The sequence below is a fragment of the Gryllotalpicola daejeonensis genome, assembly GCF_039538145.1.
Taxonomy (GTDB): domain Bacteria; phylum Actinomycetota; class Actinomycetes; order Actinomycetales; family Microbacteriaceae; genus Gryllotalpicola; species Gryllotalpicola daejeonensis.
This window is the reverse complement of sequence record NZ_BAABBV010000001.1, coordinates 1,080,238-1,100,268: the sequence shown is the minus strand read 5'-3', so window position 1 is coordinate 1,100,268 and position 20,031 is coordinate 1,080,238. Positions and strand designations below refer to the sequence as shown.

Annotated in this window: 19 protein-coding genes; 7 read left to right on the top strand and 12 right to left on the bottom strand. The window is 68.8% G+C overall.

What is annotated here, in order from left to right; translation table 11 throughout:
* Positions 1-4: 4 nt before the first annotated feature.
* Positions 5-826 (bottom strand): citryl-CoA lyase, encoded by an 822-nt coding sequence (locus ABD736_RS05470; protein WP_344790730.1) that lies wholly within the window; start codon positions 824-826, stop codon positions 5-7.
* Complete coding sequence (locus tag ABD736_RS05465) at positions 807-1,964, bottom strand: CaiB/BaiF CoA transferase family protein (RefSeq protein WP_344790729.1); 1,158 nt, start codon at positions 1,962-1,964, stop codon at positions 807-809. Before ABD736_RS05465 ends, ABD736_RS05470 begins: the two co-directional genes overlap by 20 nt.
* A gap of 113 nt (positions 1,965-2,077) precedes the next feature.
* On the opposite strand from ABD736_RS05465, the gene ABD736_RS05460 reads away from it, so the two are divergent.
* Together ABD736_RS05460 and ABD736_RS05455 are read left to right on the top strand one after the other, a co-directional pair.
* Complete coding sequence (locus tag ABD736_RS05460) at positions 2,078-2,875, top strand: IclR family transcriptional regulator domain-containing protein (protein WP_344790728.1); 798 nt, start codon at positions 2,078-2,080, stop codon at positions 2,873-2,875.
* Positions 2,876-2,880: 5 nt separating this feature from the next.
* The gene (locus ABD736_RS05455; protein WP_344790727.1) at positions 2,881-3,429 is read left to right on the top strand and encodes an NADPH-dependent FMN reductase; all 549 of its coding nucleotides are present in this window, start codon (positions 2,881-2,883) and stop codon (positions 3,427-3,429) included.
* A 2-nt stretch (positions 3,430-3,431) separates the two neighbouring features.
* Here the strand turns inward: ABD736_RS05455 and ABD736_RS05450 are convergent, their stop codons facing one another.
* Positions 3,432-4,757 carry an ABC transporter substrate-binding protein gene (locus tag ABD736_RS05450; RefSeq protein WP_344790726.1) on the bottom strand — a complete coding sequence of 442 codons (1,326 nt, stop codon included), beginning with the start codon at positions 4,755-4,757 and terminating at the stop codon, positions 3,432-3,434.
* Positions 4,758-4,904: 147 nt separating this feature from the next.
* Between ABD736_RS05450 and ABD736_RS05445 the strand changes: the two genes are divergently transcribed.
* Both ABD736_RS05445 and ABD736_RS05440 read left to right on the top strand, forming a co-directional pair.
* Positions 4,905-5,828 carry a carbohydrate ABC transporter permease gene (locus ABD736_RS05445; protein WP_344790725.1) on the top strand — a complete coding sequence of 308 codons (924 nt, stop codon included), beginning with the start codon at positions 4,905-4,907 and terminating at the stop codon, positions 5,826-5,828.
* Positions 5,818-6,651 carry a carbohydrate ABC transporter permease gene (locus tag ABD736_RS05440; RefSeq protein ID WP_344790724.1) on the top strand — a complete coding sequence of 278 codons (834 nt, stop codon included), beginning with the start codon at positions 5,818-5,820 and terminating at the stop codon, positions 6,649-6,651. Before ABD736_RS05445 ends, ABD736_RS05440 begins: the two co-directional genes overlap by 11 nt.
* Here ABD736_RS05440 and ABD736_RS05435 read toward each other — a convergent pair.
* The 7 genes from ABD736_RS05435 to ABD736_RS05405 are packed head-to-tail and all read right to left on the bottom strand — an operon-like array spanning position 6,644 to position 13,750.
* Positions 6,644-7,720, bottom strand: coding sequence for a Gfo/Idh/MocA family protein (locus ABD736_RS05435; RefSeq protein WP_344790723.1), 1,077 nt, complete (start codon positions 7,718-7,720; stop codon positions 6,644-6,646). The two genes, ABD736_RS05440 and ABD736_RS05435, sit on opposite strands and share 8 nt — an antisense overlap.
* On the bottom strand, positions 7,717-8,781 hold the full coding sequence (locus tag ABD736_RS05430) for a mandelate racemase/muconate lactonizing enzyme family protein (RefSeq protein WP_344790722.1): 1,065 nt from the start codon (positions 8,779-8,781) through the stop codon (positions 7,717-7,719). Before ABD736_RS05430 ends, ABD736_RS05435 begins: the two co-directional genes overlap by 4 nt.
* The gene (locus tag ABD736_RS05425; protein ID WP_344790721.1) at positions 8,778-9,698 is read right to left on the bottom strand and encodes a 5-dehydro-4-deoxyglucarate dehydratase; all 921 of its coding nucleotides are present in this window, start codon (positions 9,696-9,698) and stop codon (positions 8,778-8,780) included. The genes ABD736_RS05430 and ABD736_RS05425 overlap by 4 nt, the downstream gene beginning before the upstream one ends.
* Complete coding sequence (locus tag ABD736_RS05420; RefSeq protein ID WP_344790720.1) at positions 9,695-10,579, bottom strand: NAD-dependent epimerase/dehydratase family protein; 885 nt, start codon at positions 10,577-10,579, stop codon at positions 9,695-9,697. The genes ABD736_RS05425 and ABD736_RS05420 overlap by 4 nt, the downstream gene beginning before the upstream one ends.
* Complete coding sequence (locus ABD736_RS05415; protein WP_344790719.1) at positions 10,576-11,895, bottom strand: Gfo/Idh/MocA family protein; 1,320 nt, start codon at positions 11,893-11,895, stop codon at positions 10,576-10,578. The genes ABD736_RS05420 and ABD736_RS05415 overlap by 4 nt, the downstream gene beginning before the upstream one ends.
* A 21-nt stretch (positions 11,896-11,916) precedes the next feature.
* Complete coding sequence (locus ABD736_RS05410; protein WP_425554991.1) at positions 11,917-12,816, bottom strand: carbohydrate ABC transporter permease; 900 nt, start codon at positions 12,814-12,816, stop codon at positions 11,917-11,919.
* On the bottom strand, positions 12,806-13,750 hold the full coding sequence (locus ABD736_RS05405; protein WP_344790718.1) for a carbohydrate ABC transporter permease: 945 nt from the start codon (positions 13,748-13,750) through the stop codon (positions 12,806-12,808). The genes ABD736_RS05410 and ABD736_RS05405 overlap by 11 nt, the downstream gene beginning before the upstream one ends.
* Before the next feature lie 128 nt (positions 13,751-13,878).
* Between ABD736_RS05405 and ABD736_RS05400 the strand changes: the two genes are divergently transcribed.
* From ABD736_RS05400 to ABD736_RS05390, 3 genes are all read left to right on the top strand, one after another.
* Positions 13,879-14,856, top strand: a complete 978-nt coding sequence (locus ABD736_RS05400) for a LacI family DNA-binding transcriptional regulator (RefSeq protein ID WP_344790717.1) — start codon at positions 13,879-13,881, stop codon at positions 14,854-14,856.
* Positions 14,857-14,939: 83 nt separating this feature from the next.
* Positions 14,940-16,280: an extracellular solute-binding protein gene (locus ABD736_RS05395; RefSeq protein ID WP_344790716.1), complete on the top strand. Its 1,341-nt coding sequence runs from the start codon at positions 14,940-14,942 to the stop codon at positions 16,278-16,280.
* Positions 16,277-18,337 (top strand): hypothetical protein, encoded by a 2,061-nt coding sequence (locus ABD736_RS05390; protein ID WP_344790715.1) that lies wholly within the window; start codon positions 16,277-16,279, stop codon positions 18,335-18,337. The genes ABD736_RS05395 and ABD736_RS05390 overlap by 4 nt, the downstream gene beginning before the upstream one ends.
* 21 nt (positions 18,338-18,358) lie before the next feature.
* Here the strand turns inward: ABD736_RS05390 and ABD736_RS05385 are convergent, their stop codons facing one another.
* The gene (locus ABD736_RS05385) at positions 18,359-18,958 is read right to left on the bottom strand and encodes an HD domain-containing protein (RefSeq protein ID WP_344790714.1); all 600 of its coding nucleotides are present in this window, start codon (positions 18,956-18,958) and stop codon (positions 18,359-18,361) included.
* A gap of 16 nt (positions 18,959-18,974) precedes the next feature.
* Entirely contained in the window at positions 18,975-20,015 is a 1,041-nt protein-coding gene (locus tag ABD736_RS05380) for a M24 family metallopeptidase (protein ID WP_344790713.1), read from the bottom strand.
* Positions 20,016-20,031 lie beyond the last annotated feature (16 nt).

Genomic DNA, 20,031 nt, shown 5'->3' with positions numbered 1-20,031 from the left:
GGGGTCACTCCTCGGGTGGGGTGTGCTCTGTCGGTGGGGAATACCGGGCGTTCCGGTCGACCTCGTCGTAGACCGCGGGTGCGATGGGGTTCTCGAGCTCCTCGGCGAGCTGGCCGATCAGCCCCGCCGTGCGGGCGAGCAGTGCGAAGCCCCGCAGCATGGAGAGCGGCAGGCCGGCGTCGGCGAGCGCGGCCCCCGCGACGCCCGCGCCGTTGAGCGGCAGCGCGCGGCCGAGCACCTCGGGGGCGACGCGGCCGATGGCGCGGAAGAGCGTGAGGTGCGGGCCGAGCACGCCCTCGTCCTCGGCGATCTGGAAGATGACGGGGGTGCGCGGGTCGCCATCTTTGTGATTGGGATGTCCGAGGCCCGGCACCTTGAGGCGTGCGGCTTTGGCCGCGAGCAGCGCAGAGCGCGCCGCCTCGTCCCAGTCGGCGTCGGTGAAGGCATCCGTCTCGCCCAACGACGCGAGCACCTCGTGCAGGTAACGCCCGGTGTCCTCGGTGACGCCGAGGAAGCGCGAGCCGCCCCCGAGCAGGCCGGCCGCGATCGCGCCCTGCAGCGAGTCGGGCGCGCTGTAGTACGTGAGCCGCGCGGCGATCGCGGTCGGCGTGAAGCCGTGGTCGGCGAGCGAGACGAGTACCGCCTCGAAGACACGCAGCTGCCCGGGCGTCGGCCGCCTCTTGGTCGCCAGCCAGTAGGCGAGCTCGGCGAAGCCGACCTTCCCCAGCAGCTCGCCGGCGAGGTCGTGCCCGAGCACCTGGATCGAGTGCAGGTCGCTCGTGCCGATTCCGGTTTCGTACTGCACGTCAGAGCGATTCTGGGCCACGCAGCCACTCCTTGATCTCGTCGTTGTGCTGCCCGAGCGCGGGCGGCGGGCTCACATAGGCGGGGCGCGTGCGCGAGAAGGTGATCGGATTCCTGATCATCGGCACCTCGGCCTCGCCCGAGCCGACCTTCACGACAGGCTCGAGCCCGAGGTGTTCGGCGAGGGCGATGCCCTTGTCGATCGTGTTGACCGGCCCGCAGGCGATGCCCGCCGCGGTCAGCACCTCGTACCACTCGGCGATGGTGCGCTCGGCGAGCGCCTCGACGAGCAGCGGCCGCAGTTCGTCGCGGTTCACGTTGCGCTGCTCGGTCTGCGCGAAACGCGGGTCGTCGGCGAGCTGCGGCCGGCCGATGGCCGCGGCCAGGCGCTGGAACTGCGCGTTGTTCGCGGCGACGATGATGATCTCGCCGTCGGCCGCCGGCAGCGGCTCATACGGGAACAGGCTGGGGTGCGCGTTGCCCATGCGGAACGGCACCGTGCCCGCGGCCACGACGGTCGAGCTGTGGTTCGCCATCGCCGCGAGGGCGGTCGACAGCAGGTTCACCTCGACGTGCTGCCCTTCGCCCGTGCGGTCGCGGTGACGCAGGGCGGCGAGCGTGCCGACGAGCGCGTTCATGCCGCTCATCACGTCGAACACCGAGACGCCGCTGCGGTAGGCGGGCCCGTCGGGGTCGCCCGTCAGCGACATCAGCCCGCTCATCGCCTGCACGATGAGGTCGTAGCCGGGCAGCGCAGCCCCGCCCGCCGAGCCGAACCCCGAGATCGACGTGTAGACGACGCCGGGATTCCGTGAAGAGACACTCTCGTAGTCGAGGCCGAACTTCGCGAGGCCGCCTGGCTTGAAGTTCTCGATCACGACGTCGGCGCGGCGGGTGAGTTCCTGCGCGAGCGCCAGGTCGGCGGCGTCGCGGAAGTCGAGCACCACATCGCGCTTGTTGCGGTTCACCCCGAGGTAGTAGGTCGAGACGCCATCCCGCTCCGGGGGAGCCCACCCGCGCGTCTCGTCGCCGATCGGGCTCTCCACCTTGATGACGGTGGCGCCCAGGTCGCCGAGCTGCTGGGTCGCGTACGGCCCCGCGAGCACGCGCGAGAGATCGGCAACGAGGATGCCTGCGAGGGGGCCTTCCGGAGTCGTCATCGTCTCTCTTCGCCTCTTTCGGACAAATGTCCGTTGTGCGGATGGATCGCAATCTAAGCTGTGCGCAGGCGATCGTCAACAGTGGGGTTCACGAGGTCACGAGGGGAGGTGCGATGCCCGGCCCGGATTACATCGAGGCGCTGGCGCGCGGGCTCGACGTGCTGCGCGCCTTCGGCCCGGCATACCGCACCATGTCCCTGAGCGACGTCGCGGCGGCCACCGGGCTCGCTCGGCCGACCGCCCGTCGCATCCTGCTCACGCTCGCCGAGCTGGGCTACGTGCGCGGTACCACGGCGGAGTACGAGCTGACGCCGCGCGTGCTCGAGCTCGGCATGTCGTACATCTCGTCGAGCGACATCTGGACCGTCACGCGGCCCCGGCTGCAGGAGCTCGCGGCGGCGACGGGGGAGTCCTGCTCGATCGCCCAGCTCGACGGCTCGGACATCGTCTACGTCTCGCGCGTGGCGATGCCGAAGCTCGTGACGCTCTCGGTGACGATCGGCACTCGGTTCCCCGCGTTCGCCACCTCCCTCGGCAAAGTGCTGCTGGCCGCATTGCCACCCGACGAGCTCGCGGCGGCGCTCGAGACGCCGTCACGGTCGGGCGTGGTGCCCTCGTGGCATCCGAGCCCCAAGGAAATCGCCGCAACGCTGCGTGAGGTGCGCGACCAGGGCTGGGCGCTGACCGACCAGCAGCTGGCGCCCGCGATCCGCTCGGTGGCCGCGCCCATCACGGGCGCCGACGGCGCGGTCGTCGCCGCTGTCAACGTCAACGCGCACGCCGCCGAGACGAGCCTCGAGGCGCTCACCGGCGAGATGCTGCCGAAGCTCTTGGGCATCGCGGCACAGCTCAGCTCGGATTGGGCACTCTGGCAGGCCAGGCCGGTTGCACAACTCACCGAAAGGGAATGATCAGCATGAGCACGCTTCTCGTCATCGTCGGCAGCGTTCGCCCGACCCGCGTCGGCGGAGCGGTCGCCGACTGGGTCATCGAGCATGCCAGGCGGCGCGGCGACTTCGAGGTGAAGGTCGCCGATCTGCGCGAGCTGGCGCTGCCCGTCATGGACGAACCGCATCACCCGCGTCTGCGCGAGTACCAGCACGAGCACACGAAGCGGTGGAGCCAGATCGTCGATGACGCAGACGGATTCATCATCGTGACGGCCGAGTACAACCACAGCATCCCCGGCGCGCTCAAGAACGCCCTCGACTACCTCGTGCAGGAATGGCGCGGCAAGCCGGTCGGCGTCGTGAGCTACGGCGGAATCTCGGGTGGAACGCGCGCCACCGTCGCGCTGCAGGTCGTGCTCGCGAACTTCGCGATGCAGGGCACCGCGGCGAACGTCGAGATCTCCTGGGTCGCGCAGCGCATCGCCGAGGACGGCACGTTCACGAGTGACGAGAAGCTCGACGGCGTGCTTGAGGCTCAGCTCGACGAGCTGAGCCTCAAGCTCGCAGCACGCTGACGTCACGCCGACGCGATCAGCCCCTCCACCTCGCTCTTGAACGCCTTCGCGGCCGCGACCGGGGTCGCGCGCCCGAAGATCACGTCCTGCTCGTGGCGCTGCGCGACGGTGCCGACCGTGCTCGTGCCCTTCGGTGGCACCGGCGGCACGTTCGTGATCTCGTCCTTGATCGCATCCATGTAGTCCACGGCCAGCTGGTCGGTGGCCGAGAGCTTCGGCTTGACCACCGCGAGCACGTCGGGGTTCGCCGGCACACCGCGCTCGGCGAGCTGCAGCGCGGCGGCCGAGGTGCTGTTGAGGAACTCATTGACGAGACCGCCGGCCTGCGCGGGCGCCTTCGACCGAGACGAGATCGACCAGTACATCGACGCCTTGTAGTAGACGCCGTTCTTGTCGGCCGAGCCGGCTTTGCTCGGCGGGCGCAGCAGCGCGCAGTCGCCGCCGTTCGCCTTCTGATAGGCGGTGATCTGGTTGCTCCACATCCAGCACATGGCGACCTTGTTCGTGCCGAACAGGGTCTGCTCGACCGCGGCGGCGATGTCGGTCGCGTAGCCGTCGTTCGTCGGCCCGTCGCCCGACGTGAAGAGCTTCTGCACGAACGCGAAGAACTCGGTGAGGTTGTCGACGGATGCCCCGAGCTTGCCGTCCTTCGTGTAGAGATCCTCGCCGCGCTGATAGAGCCAGATCTTGAGCTCCTGGTCGGCGCCGAACCAGTTCGTGCCGCGGAACGCGCCGCCCGAGCCCTGGGTGAGCTTGTGCGCCGTGTCGAGGTAGTCGTCCCACGTCCACGTCTTGTCGTCGGGCACCTCCACGCCCGCCTTCTCGAAGAGCGTCTTGTTGACGCACACCGCGTAGGCGTTGTTCCCGGTCGGGATGCCGTAGAGCTTTCCGTTCAGCCGCCCCTCGTCGAGAGTCGACTTGAGCGGCTTCGTGTCGATCGACTCGATCGTCGACAGGTCGGCGAGAGCACCGCGACCGCCGTACTCGGCGATGTAGGCCTGGTCCATCTGGATGATGTCGGGCGCCGTGCCGCCGGCGACCTGTGTCGACAGCTTCGTCCAGTACGTCGCCCACTCACCGGGTTGCTGCGCGACGGTGATCGTCGGGTGCGCCTTCTCGTAGTTCTTGATGATCTGGTCGGTGTAGGCGTTGCGCACCGGGTTGCCCCAGAACGCGAAGGTCAGCGACGCCTTCTTGAACTTGTCGCCTGCCGACGCCTTCTGTGCGCTGGTCGGCGTCGCCGACGTGCCGCACGCCGCGAGCAGCAGCGTCGCGCCGAGTCCCGTGGTGATCGCGCCGAACTGGCGACGCGTGAGCTGGTGTGTCATATGGCCCCCTTGCCATTGCGAGCAACCGCTTTCTCGCAATAGGTCTACCGTCCATTCGAACGGATTACAACGTTGTTGACGGTGGCGAGGCGGCGTCGATAGCGTGGCGGGTGCCGCGTATTCGAGGACGATTACCAGGGGGCGCGCGTGAGCGTATTCGACGAGCTGCGTCGGTCACAGAAGGCCGCGCCCGTCGGCAAACGCGAGAACAAGGCGGCGTTCTGGTTCCTGCTGCCGTGGTTGCTCGGGCTTCTTCTCATCACAGCCGGCCCGATGGTGGCATCCCTCGTTCTGTCCTTCACGAACTACAACCTCATTCAGGCTCCGCACTTCATCGGCGGAGCGAATTACCTGCGCATGCTGCACGATCCGCGCCTGCTCAACTCGCTGCGGGTCACCTTCGAGTACGTGTTCATCTCGGTGCCGATCCAGCTGGTCATCGCGCTCGCCGCGGCGCTCGTGCTGGACAGGGGGATGCGTGCGCTGCCGTTCTACCGCTCGGTGTTCTACCTGCCGTCTCTGCTCGGCAGCTCGGTCGCCGTCGCGATCCTGTGGCGGCAGGTGTTCGGGCAGAGCGGCCTGGTCAACCAGCTGCTCGGCAAGGTCGGCTTCCACGACCTGCCGGGCTGGATCTCTGATCCGCGCTTCGCGCTCGGCACCATCATCCTGCTGAACGTCTGGACTTTCGGCGCGCCGATGATCATCTTCCTCGCGGGCCTCAGGCAGATCCCGTCGATGTACTACGAGGCCGCGTCGATCGACGGCGCCGGGCGCTCGACGCGCTTCTTCCACATCACGCTGCCGTTGCTCAGCCCGATCATCTTCTTCAACATCCTGTTGCAGCTGATCGGCGCATTCCAGTCGTTCACTCAGGCGTTCATCGTCTCGGGCGGCACCGGTGGGCCGTCGGACTCGACCATGTTCTATTCGCTGTACCTGTATCAGCAGGGCTTCGCCCAGTTCAACATGGGCTACGCGTCGTCGATGGCGTGGCTGCTGTTCTTGATCATCGCAGCGCTCACCGGCATCACGTTCCTCACGTCGAAGTACTGGGTGTTCTATGACAACTAAGCCGTACCTCAGCGTGCTCAAGCACGTGCTCATGGCGGCCGCGGTGGTGCTGATGCTCTACCCGCTGCTGTGGCTCGTGGTCAGCTCGCTGCGGCCGAACTCCGAGATCTTCGTCAACCCGAGCGTGGTCCCCGATCACTTCGACTGGAACAACTACACGGCCGGATGGCAGGCGCTGACCTCGCCGTTCGGGGTCTATCTGATCAACTCGATCGTGATCGTCGTCGGCGCGATCATCGGCAACCTGTTCGCCTGCTCGCTGGCGGCCTATGCCTTCGCGCGGCTCGAGTTCAAGTTCAAGCGGGTCGCCTTCACGATCATGCTGCTGACGATCATGCTGCCGTTCCAGGTGACCCTCGTGCCGCAGTACATCATGTTCTCGTACGCGCACCTGCTGAACACGTTCTGGCCGCTGATCCTGCCGAAGATCCTGGGCACCGACTCGTTCTTCATCTTCCTGATGGTGCAGTTCATCCGCGGCATCCCCCGCGAGCTCGACGAAGCCGCGCGAATCGACGGCTGCGGCCACCCGCGCATCTTCCTGCGGGTCATCGTGCCGCTGATGACGCCGGCGCTCGCGACGACGACGATCTTCACCTTCATCTGGATGTGGAACGAGTTCTTCGCGCCCATCGTCTATCTGACCCAGCCGAAGCTGTTCACGGTTCAGGTCGCGCTCGGTCAGTTCATCGACAACCAGACGGGCGGCAACTGGGGTCAGTTGTTCGCGATGTCGGTCGTGTCGCTGATACCGGTGTTCATCGGGTTCGTCGTGGGCCAGCGCTTCCTCATCCGCGGCATCGCGACGACCGGCATCAAGTGAACGCGGGCAGCTCGCGGAAGAGGCGGCCGCTTACTGCCGCATCGTGCGCGAGGCGCTCGATGTCGGCGATGATCGGATGCCTGTCGCCGGCCTCGCCGTGCCAGGTGACGTGCCTCGCCGGGATCGCGGCGGGCGGCGGGGCGACGCGCAGCGCTTCGAGCACGTGCTGGAACGCCGCGGTGGAGTGCAGAGGAACGATCAGCTCGGCGCCGGAGTCGCGGTGGTCGAGCAGGTTCTCGAGCAGGTCGGTGCGCCCGAACCGCTCGTGCGTGTCGCCGCGCGTCACGACGTCGGTCGTGTAGGAGAACTGGGCGGATGCCTGCGGCGAGGTAACCTGCACGACGGCCGCGTGGTCTGTGCGTTCGACGAGCTCGGGTGGGGCGCAGAGGCTCAGCGCGCACGTCACGGTAGGCATCCCCGGCCCTGTGACGCGCAGCGACGTCGTGTCGTCCGTTTCGATGTCGTTGACGCGATATGCATCGACTTCGACGGTCATCGCGGCGGCGTCGAAGCCGGGTCGATCGTACCCGGCGATGCGCAGCGCGGTCGCCACCGCGTGCGCCAGCGCATTGGTCGCGACGCCGTCGACCACGGGCCGGCCATCGAGGGTGCGCTTCCCGGCCCAGCGCGACCGGGTCCAGTACGAGTTCGTTCTGCTCCACAGCCCGGTCGCGCTGACCGCCGCGACATCGTGCTGCAGCACTTCGATCGCGTGCGAGCCGAGGCTCTGGAACCCGACCTGCACGACATGCCCCGTCTGCTGCTCGAGGGCGAGCAGCCGCTCGAACTCGCCGAGCGACGGCAGCGGGGGCTTCTCGAGCAGCACATCTGCACCGGCGCGCAGCGACTGCTCGGCCAGCGCAAAATGCGTGTGCGGGGGAGTGGCGACGATGACGATGTCGGCCGGATGCTTCGCGAGTGCCTCACCCAGCGAGCCGTACGCCTCGGGAACGGCGGGGTCGACGGTGGCGACGATCTCGACGCGGCCCTCGGCCTCGAGCCGCCGGGCATTCTCAAGGTGCGTGCGGCCGAAGCCGCCGACTCCGGTGATGACGAGGCGAGTGGTCACCCGAACATCATGCCGAGGCCGAGCGCCGGCCCGCCCGCGACACGGCCGTCGCGGAACTCGAGGCCGGTCGGGGCGGCGAGGGCGCCGAGCTCGGCGAAGCCCGCGGATTCGACGACCTCGACGCGCGTCACCCCAGGAACTGCGAACGCCAGCTGCGCCGACAGCTCGGGCAGCAGGTGGAAGGCGAGCTCCTTGCCGGCGTCCTGCACGAGCGACGCGATGCGCAGCGCCGGGGTGATGCCGCCGACGCGGATCACGTTCGGCTGCAGCACGTCAGCCGCACCCGCGTCGATCCATTCGGCGAAGCGGTATTCCGTATGCACGTTCTCTCCGACGGCGATGCGCACTCCCGTCTCGCGCTTCAGCTCGACGTGCCCGCGCAGGTCGTCGGCACGCAGGGGTTCCTCGAGCCACGCGATGTCGAGCGGTTCGAAGGCGGCCACGGCCGCGATCGCTCGAGGAAGATCCCACCTCTGGTTCGCATCGACCATCAGCGAGACATCCGGCCCCACCACGGAACGCACCGCCTGCAGCCGGTCGACGTCCTCGGAGAGCTCGGGCTTGCCGACCTTGACCTTGACGGCCCGGAAGCCCGCGTCGACCCAGCGCTGAGCCTGCGCGACCAGCTCAGCGGGCGGGTAGTGCAGGTTGACGCCGCTGCCGTAGGTCTCGAGCGACTCGTGCCGGCGGCCGAGCAGCTCTGGCAGGCCAACCCCGGCGCGCCGGGCCGCGAGATCCCACAGCGCGAGGTCGACCCCGGCGAGGGCGATCGTCGTGATGCCGCCGCCGCCCGCTTCGTGAAGGTGTCGCCAGGCATCCGCCCACCACGACGTGTCGGCCACGCGCCCGACCGCGAACGCCGTGATGTCCGCGTCGAGCAGCGCCTTGACCGCGGTCGCGCCGATCGAGGGCGTCCACGAGAACCCATACCCGGTGAGACCCGCGGAATCCGTGACCGCGACCTGGATCACCGACACGCCGGGAACGTCGGGCCCCCACGGCCGGGTCAGCGGAATGCGGATCAGCCGAGTCGAGAGCGACGCAATGACAGACGAGGTCACAGCAGGCTGCGTCCCACCTCGAGCAGTGCGGCGAGCCGCTCGGTCTGCTCCGGCGTCGGGTCGGTGAGCGGCGCTCGCACCGACCCGACGGGCAGGCCGCCGAGCCGCACGCCCGCCTTCACGAGCGAGACCGCGAAGCCCGGTGTCTCGTCGCGCAGCCGCACGAGCGGCACGTAGAAGCGGTCGAGCAGCAGGTTCTGGCGCTCGTCGTCGCGGTCGCGATAGGCCTCGTAGAACGCGGTCGCGATTTCCGGCGCCATGGCGAACAGCGCCGACGAATACCGGGGCACGCCGATCGAGCGGTACGCGGTCTGACCGAGCTCGGCCGTCAGCAGACCGTTGAAGAACTGCAGTTCGCGGCCCGTCTTCTCCTTGGCGCGCGCGGCCGCCAGCACGAAGCGCTGCATGAGCGCGACGTCGCCGACGCCGTCTTTGAAGCCCGCCACGTGGTCGAGCTCGAGCAGCCGCTCGACCGTCGCCTCGGTGAGCTGTGCATTGGCGCGGTGATACACGATGACGGGCAGGTCGGAGCTTTCCGCGATGGCCCGCACATAGTCGACGATCCCCGCTTGAGGTCCTTGCACCAGGTACGGCGGCATGACGAGCAGTCCCGCGGCGCCGGCCTCCGCCGCCCCGCGGGCGACCTGTCGCGCGTGGCCGAGCGGCCCGCCCGCGCCCGCAAGCACGGGCACGCGACCGGCCGCGGCCTCGACGGCCGCACCCACGACCACCGCCGACTCGTCGGCCGACAGCGCGTGGAACTCACCCGTGCCGCACGCCGAGAACACGCCCGCAGCGCCGGCGTCCACGCCGCGCTTCACGTGCTCGACGGCCAACTCGCGATCGACGCGATCGGATGCATCGAAGGGCGTCACGGGGAAGAACAGCACCCCGTCGCCGAACTCGAACGTGCTCATTCTCTGGTCTCCGTTCTCCAGGTGCGCTTGGCCTTCCACCCCAGCAGCTGCTCGGCGCGGCGAGACGAGAACACGGGGTCGGTCGCACCGAGCGAGGCGGCGAGCGGCGCCGACTGCGGCACCAGCCGCGCCAGCGCCTCGGGTACCGGCTCGCGCACCAGCGAGTCGGCTGCACCCACGAAGAACACCGACCCGTTGGGCGCGGCGTCCGGCTGCGTCAGCCAGGCGAGCACGAACTCGCCGGCATCCCGTGCATCGACGTAGTTGAACAGCGCCACCGCCGACAGCGCCGGGTCGTTCAGCCGCTCCGCGATCGTGTGGCTCTGCTGCGTCGGCGCGCCGGCCCACTCCTCGGGGGCGATGACGTAGCACGGGCGGAAGAGCCCGAGCCGCAGGGGAGTACCCGCCCGCACCTCGGCCGCCACGAGCCCCTCGATCGCGACCTTCGCGAGCGCATACGCGTTCCACGGAGCCACCGGGTGCGTCTCGTCGATCGGCAGCGCGCTCGGCGTCCACCCGGTCGGGGCGTTGTAGCCGATCACGGTCGGGCTGCTCGCGATCAGCACCGTGCCGACGCCCGCTTGCTTCGCCGCGTCGAGCACCGCGAAGGCGAGCGAGGTGTTGGTGCGGAAGATCACGTCGTCCGGCGCGCTGAACGGCACCGCGATCGCGGCGAGATGCACGATCGCGTCGGGCCGATGGTCGCGCAGGATGTCGACGAGGGATGCCGCATCCGAGAGTTCCCGCACGAGCTGGGTCGCCGGCAGACCGTCGACCTCGGCGCGGTCGAGCGAGACGACCTCGTGACCCGCTTCCGCGAGCACCGTGACGACGCTGCGGCCGAGGCGGCCCGCGCCGCCGGTGACGAGGTAGCGGCTCACAGCCCAAGCTCCTCAACGCGGACGGCATTGCCGGTCACGAGCGAGCGGTTTCCCGCGAGCCCGACAGACACGGCGCGCACCCCGTCGCGCCAGGTCGCCCGGTGGCCCAGCGGGTCACTGTCCGTCCCGATGAACACGTCGCGCAGCAGGCGCGCGTCGCCGCCGCCGTGGCCGCCCTCGCCCTCGGGGATCTCGATCTCGTGCGCGAGCTCGAAGTGCTTCTGCACGACGAGGCGCTCGCCGACGGGGCGCGTTCCCTCGTGCACGACCGCCTCGGGGTGCGCGCTCGGGTCGACGACGCCGGTGCCGGACTCGTCAGAGATCACGGCGCCGCGCTCGACGACCGTGAGCTCGGCGCGGCCCTTCGTGCCGTTGACGGCCACGTTGTAGCCCTCCCACGGCGAGTGCGCGTTCAGCGAGTACGACATCGACGCGCCCCGCGCATAGTCGACGACGAGTGACAGGTTGTCCTCGATCGTGATGCCCGGGTCGAACACGTCGCGATCGCGCAGGTAGCCGTCGTAGCCCTCTTGGTCGAAGTACAGCGCCTTCAAGTTCGGGTCGGCGCGCAGGTCGAGGCTGAAGGCGTCGCGCAGGGGCGAGTCGATCGAGCCGCGTTCCGGGCGCTCACCCAGTCCGCGACGCGCTGCGTTCTCGGCGCCGTAGAAGCGCAGGCCCCCGCTCGCGAACACTCTGGTCGGGGCATCCGCAAGCCACCAGTTGACCAGGTCGAAGTGGTGACTCGCCTTGTGGATCAGCAGGCCGCCCGAGTTCTCCTTGTTGCGGTGCCAGCGGCGGAAGTAGTCGGCGCCGTGGGCTGTGTCGAGCACCCACTCGAAGTGCACCGAGGTCACGTCGCCGATCTCGCCAGAGGCGATGACCTCTTTGAGCGCCGTGTTGCGCGGCGAATACCGGTAGTTGAAGGTGATCGTCACCTCGCGCCCCGTGCGGTCTGTCGCGTCAGCGATCTCGCGCACGCCGGCCTCGCTCGTCGTGAGCGGCTTCTCGGTGATCGCGTCGGCGCCGGCATCCAGTGCGTCCGCGACGTAGCGCGCGTGCGTGAAATCGGGCGACGTCACGATCACGCGATCGATCGCATGAGCGCGCACGGCGGCGGCAACAGCCTCGGGGGATGCCTCGACCCGCGCGGGCTTCGCCGCGCCCGCCGCCGTGAGCCGCGCCTCGTAGTGGTCGAGCCGCCCCGGGTTCGTGTCTGCCCAGGCGACGAGCTCGGCGACATCGGAGTGCGGGCCGGCGATCGCGTCGAGGTACATCTGGGCACGTGAGCCGGTGCCGACCAGGAGATAGCGGGTCATGACAGTCCTTACTTGGCTGGCTTACTTGATGCCTGTGGTCGCGATACCCCGCAGGAGCCAGCGCTGACCGATGGCGAAGACGATGAACAGGGGCAGCAGTGAGACGACCGACATCGCGAACATGCCGCCGTAGTCGGAGGTCGACTGCGCGTCGACGAACCCCTTCAGCGCGACCGACACGGGGAACTTCGGCGTCGTGCGCAGGTAGATCAGCGGGCCGAAGAAGTCGCTCCAGGTCCAGATGAACGTGAAGATCGCGGTGGTCGCGAGGGCAGGCACCATGAGCGGGATCGTCACCTGCAGGAACGTGCGCACCTGTCCCGCGCCGTCGATGAGCGCCGCCTCGAACAGCTCGGTCGGCAGGGCGCGGATGAACTGCACCATCAGGAACACGAAGAAGGCGTCGGTGGCCAGGAACTTCGGCACGATCAGCGGCAGGAAGGTGCCGAGCCAGCCGAGGTTCTTGAAGATGATGAACTGCGGCACGAGCACGACGTGGATCGGCAGCATGATCGTGCAGAGCATGATCGCGAAGTAGAGCGAGCGCAGCCGGAACTTCAGGCGCGCGAACGCGTAAGCCGCCATCGAGCACGAGATCAGGTTGCCGACGATCGCGCCGAGCACGAGCAGCGACGAGTTGCCGAGGAACACCTGGAAGCCGAGACCCTGCGAGTTCCAGCCCTTCACGTAGTTCTCGAGCGTGTGCGTGCTCGTGAACAGGCTCAGGTCGGTGAAGATCTCGCCGTTCGGCTTGAACGACGACACGACCAGCCAGATCAGCGGGTAGATCATCACGAACGACAGCGCGATGAGGCCCGCGTGCTTGAGAACGGATACCGTGACCCGGCGTCTCCTGTGGGCGCGCCGCCACCCGTCCGAGCCGATGGCCAGGGTCGTCACGTGGAGTCTTTCAGTCGTCATAGAACACCCAGAATCGCGAGAGCCAGAAGTTGAGGGCGGTCAGGCCGCCGATGATGACCAGCAGGAACCACGCCATCGCCGAGGCATAGCCCATGTGCAGTTGCGTGAAGGCCTGCTGGTAGAGGTACAGCGTGAAGAACATGGTCGAGTCGGACGGGCCGCCCGTTCCGCCCGAGACGATGTAGGCCTGCGTGAATGACTGGAACGCGAAGATCACCTGCAGCACGAGGTTGAAGAAGATGATCGGCGTCAGCAGCGGGAAGGTGATCGAGAAGAACCGGCGGGTGGTACCCGCACCGTCCATCTGCGCAGCCTCGTAGTACATGTCGGGGATCTGTCGCAGGCCGGCGAGGAAGATCACCATCGGCGAGCCGAAGGTCCAGATGTGCAGCACGATCAGGGTGCTCAGCGCGAAGTTCGGGTCCGATACCCAGCCGGGCGCGTTGTGCACTCCGAATAGCGCGAGGAACGAGTTGAGCAGGCCGTTCTTGCCGAACACCTGCGCCCACAGGATCGCCACTGCGACCGAGCCGCCGAGCAGGCTGGGCAGGTAGAAGATCGAGCGGTAGAACCCGAGGCCCCGCATGCCGCGGTCGAGCAGGATCGCGAGGCCGAGCGCGAGCGCGAGCTGCAGCGGAACGCCCACGCCGACGTAGATCAGCGTGACCTTGAGCGAGTTCCACAGGCGCGGGTCGTGGAACATCTGCACGAAGTTCGCCGTGCCGGTCCAGCTGGGCGGCTGCAGCAGGTTGTAGTTCGTGAAGGCGAGGTACAGCGAGTACAGCATGGGCCCGATCGTGAAGACCAGGATGCCGACGAGCCACGGTGCGATGAAGGCGTAACCGGCCTTGTTGTCGGGGAAGCGGCTGGTGTCTTTGGCCCCGCCGCGGCGCGCATTCCGCGCGAGGGTGCGCAGCTCACCGAGACTGCTCATGAGACCTCCTCGTCCCTTGCACGGCCCCGCGTCGTGAAAGCGGTTTCTCGTGTCTGATTGATTGTCATGACGAGTCGTGCGAATGTCAAACCATGAGTCAACGCACCGGTTCGGCAACGATTGCCGAAGTGGCCAAGCACGCGGGCGTGTCACCGGCGACCGTCTCGCGCGTGATGAACGGCCGCTTCGTGGGGGAGCCGGCCGTCGCAGACCGGGTGCGCGCCTCGGCGCGCGAGCTCTCATATTCGCCCAGTCATCTCGCCAGATCGCTGGCGCTGGGGCGCACGAAGGCGGTCGGATTCCTGGTGCCCGATCTCGCGAACCCGAGCTTCCAAGAGATCCTGTCGGGGTTCAGCAAGGCGGCCGCCCGCGACGGCTACCGGGCGCTCATCGCCGACTCCGCAGAGTCCTCGTCCGAAGAGGCACTGCTCGCGAGCGAGATCCGCAGCCGCTGTGACGCGGTCGTGCTGTGCGCACCGCGTATGCCGGAGGCCGAGCTCGTCGAACTCGCCGCGACGCTGCAGCCCCTCGTGCTCATCAACCGCTCGTCGCCGCGCATCGCGGCGCCGTCGCTGTCGATCAACTACCAGGTCGGCATCAAGAACCTGGCGCGGCACCTGACCGAGCTCGGCCATCGGCGGCTCATGTATGTCGAGGGCCCGGAGGAGAGCGCCTCGAACTCCTACCGCGTGCGGGGACTCGAGGAGTTCTGCGTGGCGGACCCGAGCGTGACCGTCGAGCGCGTCCGTGCGGGCGCCACTTTCGAGGACGGGGTGGCGGCGGCTCCCGCCGTGGCCCGTGCGGTGCAGGCATCCGGCATCACTGCCGCGCTCGCATTCAACGATCTGGTCGCCGTCGGACTCATCAACGGGCTGGCCGATCTCGGCCTGAGCGTGCCGGGGGATGTCTCGGTGACCGGCTTCGACGACATTCGATTCGCGCGCTTCTTCGCCCCGCCGCTGACGACGGCGTCGGTGCCCCACGAAGAGGTCGGAGCGGAGGCGTGGTTGCGGCTGCACTCGTTCATCACCGACCAGAGCCGCAGCTTCGACCTCATGTTCGCGCCGCGGCTCGAGGTGCGCGGATCCACCGGCCCCGCGGCCTGAAAAGCATCCGTTGACAACGATTTTGATTGCCGCTACCGTCCGTGAAAGCGGTTTCTCGGCCGCAGTCACCAAGGAGAGGCGCAATGACGCGTAAATCTCGCACCATCGCAGGTGCCGCAGCGGCGACCATCGTCGCAGTTTCCCTCGCGCTCACCGGGTGCTCCGGCAACGGCGCGTCCACGAGCGACAGCAGCTCGGGTTCCCAGGTCACGTACGACAAGAACGAGAAGGTCACCCTCAACGTCACGTGGTGGGGCGCGGACTCCCGCACGGCGATCATGACCAAGGTGTTCGACTCGTTCCAGCAGAAGTACCCGAACATCAAGATCACGGCTCAGCCCGTCGGATCGCCCGACGACGAGTTCAACCGTCTCGCGACCGACTTCGCCGCGGGCACCGCCCCCGACGTCTTCGCCCTCGGCGGCTCGAAGCCGCAGGACTACGGCTCGCAGGGCGCTCTGCTCGACCTGAGCACCGTGTCGAAGTACCTGCCCTATGAGAAGGACTACCCCAAGTTCTCGCTCGCGAACGGCACCGTGAAGGGCAAGCAGTACGCTCTTCCGACCGGCGGTAACGCGGTCGGCATGCTGATCAACAAGGACATCTTCGCGGACGCAGGCGTCGACCTTCCGAGCGGCACCATCAGCTGGGACGATCTCGACAAGGTCGCCTCGCAGATCTCCGATGCAGAGAAGAGCAAGGGCATCGTGGGCCTCGACCTGCGCGTGCAGGACATCCTCGGCACCTTCGTCGCGCAGGAGAACAACATCGGCCTGTACGACGACAAAGGCAAGGTCGCGGCCAAGCCGAAGACCATCAAGAAGTGGTACGACCTCGAGAAGACCATGGTGAAGGACGGCGCGCTGCCCGACCCCTCGGTCATCGCGCAGAACTGGAACGTCACGCCTGACCGCACCCTGTTCGGCACGGGCAAGGCGGCCATCACCTTCGCGTACTCGAACCAGGTCGGCGCGTACACGCAGGGTCTGAACGGCGCGAACGTCGAGCTCGTCTCGCCGCCGACCGACACCAAGAACTCGGGCGTCTCGGTGCTGCCGTCGCAGTTCTGGGCGATCTCGGCGCAGTCGAAGCACCCCGCACAGGCCGCGCTGCTGGTGAACTACATGCTGAACGACACCGACGCGGCGAAGGTGATCCTCGCCGACCGCGGCCTGCAGTTCAACGACAAGGTGCTCAAGGTCGTCGAGCCGCTGCTCGACCCGAACAGCGCCCAGGGCGCCAAGTACATCCAGGACGTGCTGAAGACCGGCGTCGTGGCGCCGATCCAGCCCGCCGGAGCCGAGAACGAGACGCAGCTCGCGCAGCGCACCGAGTCCGACATCCTGTTCAACAAGACGTCTGACACCGATGGCTCGCAGAAGTTCGTCGACGAGCTGACGCAGGATCTGGCATCCGCCCAGTGATCAACAGAACCGAGCTGGTCGGGCGGCACGACGTGCTGCTCGACCGGCTCGTTTCCGACTCGCCGCTGTCGGTCGGCAACGGCGAGTTCTGCGTCACGGTCGACGTGACCGGGCTGCAGACCTTCCCCGATTCCTACCCCGTCGCCGCGCGATATGGCGACGCGCCGGGCACGCTGCTCGGCACGATGAGCCACTGGGGCTGGGATTCCTCGCCCGGCCGGGTGCCGCTCGAGCCCCAGTTGCACACGTACGACAGTCCGCATGGGCCGGCGCGCTACGCAGATCTCGGGGGATCGTTCGGGGCGGATGCCTCAGCCGGCCAGAGCCGCGAAGAGGAGTGGCTGCGCAACAACCCGCATCGGCTCGACCTCGGGCGCGTCGGGCTCTGGGTGGGTGACGCCCCGGGCGGGGAGCTGCCGGTTCAGGCATCCGATCTGTCCGACGTCGCGCAACGGCTCACGCTGGGAACCGGGACGATCTCGAGCAGCTTCCGGCTGGGCGGGCGCCGCTTCCGCACGCGCACCGCCGTGCACCCCGACCGCGATGCGCTGGCAGTCTCGCTCGACGGCACGGGTGAGTTCGGGTTGAGGCTCGCGTTCCCGGCGGGGTCGGAGGCGTGGGGGAACGCGGCCGACTGGACGCGGCCGGAGACCCATGCGAGCCGCCTCGAGCAGACGGCGCCGGGTGTGTGGCTGATCCGGCGGCGGGTATATGAGCTCGACTACGCGGTCGAGGTCAGCGCACCGGGGGCGCTGCTCGAGCGGGTCCGGCCGCACGAGTTCGTGCTGCGCGCGGGCGGTGCGCGGCTTGACGTCGTCATCGAGTTCTCGGCTTCCGGCCCGCGGGGCGCCTCGCTTTCCGGCGACCGGGTGTTCCAGGCGAGCGCGCGGCACTGGGGCGAGTTCTGGGCGACGGGGGGCGCCCTCGAACTCGTCGCGAGCGACGACCCGCGAGCGCTCGAGCTCGAGCGACGGGTGGTGCTGTCGCAGTACCTCTCTGCGCTGTCGGCGGGCTCGCTGCCGCCGGCCGAGACGGGGCTGATGCTCAATTCGTGGCGCGGCAAGTTCCACCTCGAGATGCACTGGTGGCATCACGGGTGGCTGCCGCAGTGGGGGCGCCCAGAGCTGCTCGAGCGCTCGCTCGCGTGGTACCCGACGGTGCTCGGCCGCGCGCGCGAGACCGCCCGGGGGCAGGGGCTGCCCGGCGCCCGCTGGCCGAAGCAGATCGGGCCGGACGGCATCGAGGCGCCGAGCCCCATCGGCCCGTTTCTCGTGTGGCAGCAGCCGCACCCGATTCACCTCGCCGAGCTGCTGTACCGCGCGCGGCCCACTCGCGAGACGCTCGAGCGCTGGGCGGAAGTCGTTGTCGCGACCGCCGAGTTCATGGCGGCGTTCCCGGCGCCCGGCACCGACGGCCTCGAGCTCGGCCCGCCGATCATTCCCGCGCAGGAGTCGTATGAGGCCACGCGCGCCGCGGCGAAGAATCCGACCTTCGAGCTCGCGTATTGGGCATGGGCGCTCGAGGTTGCGGCGAAATGGCTCGAGCGGCTCGGCCGGGCAGCGCCGCCCCGCTGGCGCGAGGTCGCGCGCGGAATGACGCCGCTGCCCGTGCTCGACACGGGGACCTATGCCGCCCTCGGTACGCCGCCGCACCTGGTGCGCACCGACCACCCGAGCATGCTCGGCGCTCTCGGCATCGTGCCCGAGACGCCGCTCGTCGATCGCGAGACCATGCGCCGCACACTGCGTGACGCACTGGCCGACTGGGACTGGCCGACCGCCTGGGGCTGGGACTTCCCGATGGCGGCGATGACCGCGACGCGCCTCGGCGAGCCCGAGCTGGCGGTCGACGCGCTGATGCTCGACGTGCCCAAGAACACTTATCTGGTCAACGGGCACAACCGACAGGATGCCTCGTTGCCGATCTACCTGCCGGGGAACGGCGGCCTGCTGCTGGCCACGGGCCTCATGGCTGCGGGGCACGACGGCTCGGGGTCACGCCCCGGTTTCGGCCCAGGCTGGCACCCGGTCTGGGAAGGCATCACGCCGCTTCCCTAGCTCGCGTCAGCGCCTTCGGTGTCAGCGCTCGAGCGGGTGGTTCGCGAGCTTCGCGGCGACTCCGCCGTCGACGATGCGCCGGGCCTGCGTGTTCGGCTTCCGCTCGGCCTGGTCCGTGACGCAGGCGGTGAACTCGGCGGCGAGCGTCAGGCGCGGGTGGGCGGCGAGCACCTCGTCCACGAATGCCGCGGGCAAGGCATCCGCTCGTGCTCCGGAAATGTCGAGCGAGGTCGCCGTCTCGAGCAGGTAGCCCTCGAGGTCGAACGTGGGATCCACCGACGGCCAGTTGTGGCGAATGATCACGTCGAGTACACGCTGCCGCCGTTCGGCGGCCCAGCCGGCGCCCGCGGTGAGTGCGCCCGCGACGTGGCCGCCTGCCTCTTCGTACGACAGCGCGACGTTGTCGAAGGCAGGCACGATGCCGAGGTCGTGCAGCACGGCGGCGACATAGAGCAGCTCGTGGTCGAGGTCCGTGCGGCCTTCGGCCGCGGCGAACGCCTCGGCCCACAGCCACGAACGCAGCACATGGTTCAGCAGCGCAGGGGAGTGGTAGGCGGTGCCGAGTTCGAGCGCGGCTCGGGCCGCCTGGGTGTCGGGGGCGGTGAAATCGCGAAGCTGCATGCCGCCATTCTGATGGCTATGAGTAGGCGCGGGCGATCGGGCGACGGATGCCGCCGACGTCTGCGGTCGGCCAGGCCGGGTCGACCGTGAGCACCTCGATCTCGCCGGCCGCGACCAGTACGGTGTCTTCGACCTTCGTGCCGGGGGCACTCGGATTCCACGCGAAGGCCTGCCCGTCGACGACGCGATCGCTCGCTGCCGGAGTCGCGCGTGGGTCGCGGCCGGCGTAGCCCGTCGGGCCGCCCTGGTGGTGGCGCAGCCATTCGTCGTCGTCGAAGCCGTGAGCCGGGTAGGACGCGGCGATGTCGGCCAGCACCTTCGAGAGTTTGCGACCGACGCGCGTCGCTGCGAAGGCGTCGGCTTCGACGGCGAGCAGGCGCTCGTCGCTGTCGCCGTCGGCGGCGTCGCCGACGAAGCGGGTGAGGTTCGCGATCAGGCCGTTGCGGCGCGCGCCGACGACGAGCATGGCGCGGCTGCCGAGGTGGCCGTTCGTGGGTAGCGGATGCCGGAGCTGCAGCCGCTCGCGCCCCGCGGCCAGCAGCACGATCGGCTCGGCGCCGGTCTCGACGATCGCGTGGGCCAGGGCGGCCGCAGCGTGCCGCTCGGAGTCGGTGGGCCGCAGCTCGCTCGCGACCGCGGTGACCGCGGCGGCGACGTCGTGGCCGAGCGTCCGGTAGCGCTCGAGCTCGACGGGCAGGAGGCCGGCGCGCGCCGCGCGCAGTTCGGCGGCGATGGATGCCTCGGGCGCGGCGCCTTCCATGGGAGCGACCCCCGGCAGCGGCTCATGCCACGGGTGAGAGCGGATGTCGAGCTCGCCGAGCGGGTAAAGCTCTTCCTCACGCAGCCGGTCGACTTCATTGGCGTAGACGTAGAGCGTCAGCTCGTGCTCAGTGACTCGAGCGCTGAGCACGGGGTCGCCGTTCGTCGGTACGGTCACGCGCGCGCCCCCGAGCAACCACGCCAGGCTCTCCTTCGACGTGAGGATCACCGCGGACAGGTCCCGTGCCAGCAGCACTTCTCGAACGCGGTCGACTTTGACCGCGAGCTCGCTCGTCATAGGGAGAGCGTAACGT